At 63.8% G+C, this 6,792-nt stretch carries 8 protein-coding genes; 3 read left to right on the top strand and 5 right to left on the bottom strand.

Annotation, left to right across the window (positions count from 1 at the left end; genetic code table 11):
* Positions 1 to 1,295: 1,295 nt before the first annotated feature.
* The gene (gene rpsT / locus ML401_RS34925; protein WP_027563963.1) at positions 1,296 to 1,562 is read right to left on the bottom strand and encodes a 30S ribosomal protein S20; all 267 of its coding nucleotides are present in this window, start codon (positions 1,560 to 1,562) and stop codon (positions 1,296 to 1,298) included.
* A 379-nt stretch (positions 1,563 to 1,941) separates the two neighbouring features.
* Here rpsT and ML401_RS34920 point away from each other — a divergent pair, with 379 nt between their 5' ends.
* The 3 genes from ML401_RS34920 (at position 1,942) to ML401_RS34910 (ending at position 3,980) form a co-directional block, all read left to right on the top strand.
* Positions 1,942 to 2,259 carry a hypothetical protein gene (locus ML401_RS34920; protein WP_028139549.1) on the top strand — a complete coding sequence of 106 codons (318 nt, stop codon included), beginning with the start codon at positions 1,942 to 1,944 and terminating at the stop codon, positions 2,257 to 2,259.
* 155 nt (positions 2,260 to 2,414) lie between these two features.
* On the top strand, positions 2,415 to 3,071 hold the full coding sequence (gene msrA, locus ML401_RS34915; protein WP_194405098.1) for a peptide-methionine (S)-S-oxide reductase MsrA: 657 nt from the start codon (positions 2,415 to 2,417) through the stop codon (positions 3,069 to 3,071).
* 159 nt (positions 3,072 to 3,230) lie between these two features.
* Entirely contained in the window at positions 3,231 to 3,980 is a 750-nt protein-coding gene (locus tag ML401_RS34910) for a polysaccharide biosynthesis/export family protein (RefSeq protein WP_285808846.1), read from the top strand.
* Positions 3,981 to 4,056: 76 nt separating this feature from the next.
* On the opposite strand, the gene ML401_RS34905 is transcribed toward ML401_RS34910, so the two are convergent.
* From ML401_RS34905 to ML401_RS34890, 4 genes are all read right to left on the bottom strand, one after another.
* A complete protein-coding gene (locus ML401_RS34905; protein WP_285808845.1) occupies positions 4,057 to 4,539 on the bottom strand; it encodes a hypothetical protein in 483 nt (160 codons plus the stop codon).
* A 136-nt stretch (positions 4,540 to 4,675) separates the two neighbouring features.
* Complete coding sequence (locus ML401_RS34900; protein WP_285808844.1) at positions 4,676 to 5,347, bottom strand: dienelactone hydrolase family protein; 672 nt, start codon at positions 5,345 to 5,347, stop codon at positions 4,676 to 4,678.
* 154 nt (positions 5,348 to 5,501) lie between these two features.
* Entirely contained in the window at positions 5,502 to 5,843 is a 342-nt protein-coding gene (locus ML401_RS34895; RefSeq protein WP_212064922.1) for a hypothetical protein, read from the bottom strand.
* A 23-nt stretch (positions 5,844 to 5,866) separates the two neighbouring features.
* Positions 5,867 to 6,631, bottom strand: a complete 765-nt coding sequence (locus ML401_RS34890; RefSeq protein WP_285808842.1) for an alpha/beta fold hydrolase — start codon at positions 6,629 to 6,631, stop codon at positions 5,867 to 5,869.
* Positions 6,632 to 6,792 lie beyond the last annotated feature (161 nt).

Raw genomic sequence — 6,792 nt, 5'->3', positions numbered from 1 at the left:
CGTCAGAAAACTTTTCTTGAGAGATAAGGTTGCGTGGTGAGCGCCATGCAGAGTTCCTGCCGCCAGGGTTTCTGTCATGGTGCGACCTCAGAGCGAGTCCATCGTCAGGCATGGCTCCGCCGCTCGGCGAGAAACGCCGCGTCCGGTCAGCGATGTCAGAGATGGAGGGTTCGCGAGGTCAGCGCGTACTCGGCGCTCCGTCACACGCGGGAGGCTGGAGGTCGGACTGATCTAAACCGGCATCGTTCGAGTAGGAGACGTGATTCAATACCGCGTTGAGTCCGTAAGACATGATACCTCCCCGTCCTGCCGTGATTGCTCACGACAAGGTCCTGCGTGTCCAAAAGACAGCCGCGGCTTACGATGTCGCGGATGCCTGCCCGTGTACTAGTCGTCCGCTCGACTTCGCCCAACTTGCGTGTCGGGGTAGCGTTGCGACGTCTCTCATGTGCGCTTTCCGCACGAGGCGGGAAGAACCCGCTTGGAGACATTCAGACAAACAGCTACCATTCCCACATTGCTATGGGTTGTGAACCGACATCGCTTTTTGAAGCGTCGCCTACGTGCACACCGCCGCCGATTTGCACGCTCGCCCCGTTTCCTAAACCGCGCTGGTCTGAAGATCGTGGGCGCCGCTGACGACCTAAGGAATACACTAAGCGGAAAGACTCGCAACGAATTGATTCACACTTGAGCCACCAAAAAAACTTGACGTCGGTTAACGTCGCACGCGAGTTGTGCACAGGCTTCGGACCAAGTTTTTGGATTCGTGCACAGAATCGAAAATGCCGCGCCTCATGTGACAATTCTTCGCCACCGCCAACTTTTTTTTAAAAATTTGTCATGCACGCGACGCGCGAGGCGAGTTTTCCAAATGCTTGCGCTCGCTATGTCGATAAGTGATTAGCGAGACATCGTTTTTTGAGTCTCGTTTCACAGGGTAACTCCAGTGCGGGATGTGTTCCGGTGAATCTACGGTGTGTAGAACTTTCGTCTCTATGGGATTCAATTCGAGGCCGCAGCACAAGGGTTTTTGCAACGCGGTGAAGTTTCCGCTGTTGCAAGACCGCCGCTGCAAGACATCGGCAAGTAGAACTACGGAATGAAGAATAGCGCAGGCGGTGCGAACCTTCGGATCGACGATCGATCCTGCGTGTCTGCTTTCCGTGAATATGACAGCCAACAAAAAAGCCCGGCGCGATGCCGGGCTGTTTGACGTGTGCGATGTTCGATCGGTCGACCGATCGAGCGGCCGTGACGCGGCAAGCCTACTTCCGCAAGCTTGCTCGGCGAGCTTACTTGGCGAGCTTGGCGATCTGCGCGGTGAGGCGCGAGACTTTGCGGCTGGCGTTGTTCTTGTGAATGATGTTGCGCTGGGCGGCGCGCATCAAGGCGGGCTCGGCATTCGCCAGCGCCTTGACGGCGGCGGCGCGGTCGCCGGTCGCGATGGCTTCCTCGACGGTCCGCACGGCACCGCGCATCTGGGTGCGGCGCGACTTGTTGACGGCGGTGCGGCGGGCGATCTTGCGCGTCGCTTTCTTGGCGGAAGTGGTATTGGCCATGGTCTCAATATCCTTTGCGGGTACCGGTCGCGTCTTGGTCGGGTAGCGCCGGCTTGCTTGACCGCGTAATCGACGCTCGGATTTAGGGTGTTCGGTTGCTGGGCCGTCCCGGGAACATGAGGCCTCCACGGGCTCTAAGCTCGCGTGGCCTGCAACTGCTCAAAGAACAGCGGCGGCAGGATTGCGCCCGCCGCCAGTTGGCGCCCTTATAGAGAGGGTCTGCGGCACCGTCAACGCTTTCCGGGCTGGAAAAGCGGCCTTGGGGGGCTCCAGGGGGCGCCGTAACGCCCTGAAGAGGTTGAATTTCTGCCGTCGCCCGGCTATGGGCTGGCGGCGTTTTGTTTGGGTCCTCCGATCGGACGACCATATAAGGTGAGGCATGATCCGCGGTTTTTTCCGACTGATTGGGCTGTTGCTGCTCGCCGGCGGGTTCATCTTCATGGTCTATGACGGCGCCCGCTGGGTGGCCGACCAGACCCTCAAATTCACCCGGTTCGGCCAGTTCTGGAACGACATCAATCAGGCCAGCCAATCGGCCTTCCGCACCTGGGTCGAGGCCAAGGCGCCCTGGCTCTGGACCTCGGTGATCCGCCTGCTGCTGGATCAGCCGGTCTTTGCCGTCCTCGGCATTCTCGGCATCCTGCTGATGATCCTGTTCCGGCCGCGCAAGCCGCTGATCGGCTATTCCCGGGATTGATCTTCAATTCCCCCGGGGGTCGAGCGCTGCGCTGCGCGCGGCGTAACACCGCTGCTTCCGCTCACGTAGATCCCTATATTCCCACCTGATCGCGAGCACGCCCCGCCTCGAGCATCTGCTCAGGCGGCGGACGGCTCGTTCTGCGGAGACCCATCATGCTGTTCATGCGCAAGACCACCGCATTGCCGAGCGCAGCCGAGGCGCTGCCCGGCCGTGCCCAGGCCATTCCGACCGCGACCACCCATTTCGTCAACGGCAGCAGGCTCAAGCCGCCTTATCCCGCCGGCTTCGAAACGGCCGTGTTCGGCCTCGGCTGCTTCTGGGGCGCCGAGCGCAAATTCTGGCAGCTCGGCGACGGCATCTACACCACCGCTGTCGGCTATGCCGGCGGCCACACGCCGAATCCGACCTATGAAGAGACCTGCTCGGGCCGCACCGGCCACACCGAAGTGGTGCTGGTCGTGTTCGATCCGAACAGGATTTCCTACGAGACGCTCCTGAAGACGTTCTGGGAGAGTCACAACCCGACGCAGGGCATGCGTCAGGGCAACGACGTCGGCACGCAGTACCGAAGCGCGATCTACACCACGTCCGATGCGCAGAAGGCGGCGGCCGACGCCTCGAAGGCGCTCTATCAGAAGGCGCTCGCTGCAAAGCGCCTCGGTGCCATCACCACCGAGATCGCGCCGTCGGGCGAGTTCTATTTCGCCGAGGACTACCATCAGCAATATCTGGCGAAGAACCCCGCCGGCTATTGCGGCCTTGGGGGCACCGGCGTGTCCTGCCCGATCGGCGTGGGTGTGAGCGCGTAGTCTCACCAGAACTTCCGTCATGGCCGGGCTAGTTGATTAGCCCGGGCATGACGGCGTGTGCGGCTGCTATCGCGTCGCCCCGTCATCATCACCCGCAAACGCTTTATTAACCATAACCGGTGCATCACTTGAGCTGTCTCGTTTCGAGGGATGGGTCCGGTGCCAGTTGCACGCGCGTTTCGATCGTCGATCACGGCAGTGGCCTTGGCAGCGTCCGCCGCGCTGAACCTTGGCGGCTGCATGCAGACCGCCGGCCCTGTCGCTGTGATGCAGCCGCGCGCCGATCTCGACTCGATGGCCTATGGCCAGCCCTATGGCGCTCCGCCGCCGGTCGTCGTTGCCAATAACGGCGGCGGCGCCATCGCGGCGCTCAGCAATTCCTTTGCCGCTTCGCCCGCCCCCATGCCGGTCGGCTACGCCGTGCCGATGGCGGCGCCGGTGCGCTATGACGCCTCCTACCATCTCGACGCCGGCGACAAGCTTCGCGTCGTGGTCTACGGCCAGGAAGGCCTCACCAACAGCTACGCCATCGATGCCGGCGGCTCCATCACCATGCCGCTGATCGGCGCGGTGCCGGCCCGCGGCCGCACCACCGCAGGCCTTGCCGGCGAGATCGCCGCGCGCCTGCGCAACGGCTACATCCGCGAGCCCTCGGTCGCGGTGGAGATCGAGGCCTATCGCCCGTTCTTCATTCTCGGCGAAGTCACCGCGCCCGGCCAATATCCTTACGTGCCGAACATGACGGTCGAAAGCGCGGTCGCTATCGCCGGCGGTTTCTCGCCGCGCGCCAAGCGCGACGTGGTCACCGTCACGCACACCGAGAATGGCGGCTCCATGCGCGCCGTGGTGCCGCTCGGCACGCCCCTGAACCCCGGCGACACCGTGTTCGTCGGCGAGCGCTGGTTCTAAGACTCTCTCCTCTCGTCATTCCGGGCCTGCGCCTGTCGGCGCATCCCGGAATGACGGCGGGGATGTCGCCAGATTTCTACCTCCGAAAATCCAGCCGCCCCTCCGGAAAACATCCGTCGATCCTGTTCGTGTCGACCACGACGCCGACCCATGGCCGCGTGATCGCCGGCGTGGTCAGGTTGATATATTTCCCGACCAGCCGGTCCGCGCCCTCGCGCGCGGCCTCGATCAGCCCGTGCCGGCGGCCATTGTCCCAGTCGAAGCGCAGATAGATCCGGCCGGCGGCGATGCGGATCTCCGCGCGCCCCTGTTTCCACCTGTCCGGCCTATCGCCGGCAATGGTCGGATCGGCGCCACCGTTCCAGCGGCTGGCCCAGATGCCTTCGAGCGGATCGGGTGGCGCTGCGATCGCTGCCCACGCCGCCGCATTGCCGTCCGCCGCATCGCCGGGCAGCGTGGCCGTCGCAGCATAATCCATCACCTCGGAATCATCGGGCGAGGGGACGTCCATGGTTCCGAAGGGATTGCGGAGGACGAGGTGCGTGATGGCCTGCTGCATGGCGAGTTCCCGGGGAGAGTTGGCGTTGATCCGCCAGCTCTATCGCCGGATGCCGCGATGCAGCCACCCGATTTCTGCTCTCGCTTCCCGTCATTCCGGGGCGCGTAGCGCGAGCCCGGAATGACGGTGGAGAGACCTATTTCAAATGCGTCGCGAAAAATGCCATGCTGCGGGGCCAGGCGATGTCGGCGCTGGCCTTGTCGTAGCTCGCGCGCTCGTCGCAATGGAAGCCGTGCTGCGCGCCCGGATAGACGAAGACCTCCATGTCCGGCCGCTTCGACTTGATGGTCTCGACGTCGGTCAAGGGGATGCCGGCATCCTTCTCGCCGAAATGCAATTGCGTCGGCACCTTCGGCTTTTCATCCGCAAAGCGCACGACCGCACCTCCGTAATAGCCGATCGCAGCCTTCGGGCCGGTCAATCGCGTCGCCGCGACGAAGGCGATGCTGCCGCCCAGGCAGAAGCCGATGATGCCGACCGGCCCGACGCCCTTCACTGCATCGATCGCCGCCTGGGTGTCGCGCAGCATCGCGGCCCAGTCCGGATTGGCGACGAACTTGCGCGCCTCGGCGATCTCATCGGGCGAATAGCCCGACTGGAAGTTCGGCGCGGTGCGGTCGAAGATCGACGGCGCGATCGCGACGTAGCCTTCCCCGGCGAGGCGGTCGCAGACCGAGCGGATATGGTGATTGACCCCAAAGATCTCCTGGATCACCACCACCGCGCCCTTCGGCGCGCCCGAGGGATCAGCGCGATAAGCGCCGAGCTGGAAATTGTCGGAGGCCGTCAGCTTGATGTCTTGTCCCACGCGGGTTGTCCTTCTTTCTTGCCACGAATTTAAATCTCACTCCGCATCCTGAGGAGCGCGTCAGCGCGTCTCGAAGGATGAAAGGCCGGGATGCAGCAGCGTGGCCTTTGGTTCGAGACGCGGCTCCGCCGCTTCTCACCATGCGAGGATATATTTATTCCCACATCCAGTTCTCGCCGTAATCCTCCTTCCATCCCGCCAGCCGGCCGTGGCGGAATTGCAGGAACAGGCGGTGACGGGAGGGGATCAGGCCGCTGCCGCCGATGTTGCGCAGGGCGAGATAGATCTCGTTGCCTGGGCGCCCGCGCACATATTGCAGCGGCTGCCCCAGCGCGCGGGCGGTCTGTTCCGCATCCATGCCGAACGCGAGTGGAATGTTGTTCGACAAGGTCGCAACGAACGGCGCGCGCGACGGCACCGCGCCGAACGGCTCGGCCCGTGCCGCCGACGGCAGCAGTGCCGCTATTGCGCCCGCCGCGAAGATCGCTCGCATCATGGTCGACGTCCCAATTGCCCGGCCTATCCCGGCAAGTTCTTCAGGAAAGGCTCGACGGCGTCAACAAAAGCCTGGGGCTGATCGATGTTGACTGCGTGGCCGGCGGCGGGGATCACGACCTTTTGTGCGCCGGGGATTTTTGCGGCCATGTAGTCGGACGCGGCGAGGAACGGCGTGTCGTCGGCGCCGACCACGATCAGCGAGGGCACCTTGATGTCGGGCAGCAGCTCGATCACGCGGGCGTCGCGCTGGGTCAGCATGCCGCGTGCGGCGAGTGCCAGGCCCCTGGCGTTGCGATGACTGGCGGCGGCGCGCTCACGTGTTGCCGATTTCAGCACGTCGAGGCCTTCGCGGTCGAGCCTGTCGGCGGTGGCGAGCGCCCGCGCATTCCAGGCCTCGCGTGCGTCGTCCTTCTTGAAGCCGGGGCCGGTGTCGATGATCAGCAGCGCGCGGGTGGCTTGCGGATAGGCGCGATAGAACGCGAGCGACATGTAGCCGCCAAGCGACAATCCGCCGATGATGGCGCGCTCCGCGCCGACGGCATCGAGGATCGCTGCCATGTCGCCGACCGTGAGCGCTTCGCTATACGCCTTGGGGTCATCGGGATAGTCGGACTGGCCGTGGCCGCGCATGTCCCACAGGATCAGCTTGTGCTCCCTGGCGAGCGCATCGATCTGGCCATGCCACATCGCCGACGTCGAAGAATAGCCATGGGTGAGCAGTAGCGGCGGCCCGTCGCCGTGGACCTCGTAGTAGATCTTGACGCCATCCCGATTGATCCCAGGCATTTCGTCCACCCTTGTTGTTTGTTGCTCTTGTCCGCACGCATCCTAGCCTGCCGGGTTACTCGGAGGAAACCGCCGGAGTCGCTGTGGCATGCATGCCTGACGCAGGCCGCTGTTGTGTCCACTAGCTGCGTCGGCGTCATTGGCGCGGCGCACAACGAGCG

This window comes from Bradyrhizobium sp. 62B (genome assembly GCF_030272265.2).
GTDB lineage: Bacteria > Pseudomonadota > Alphaproteobacteria > Rhizobiales > Xanthobacteraceae > Bradyrhizobium.
Note: the sequence above shows the minus strand (reverse complement) of the source record. Positions and strands in the feature narration are given on the sequence as shown.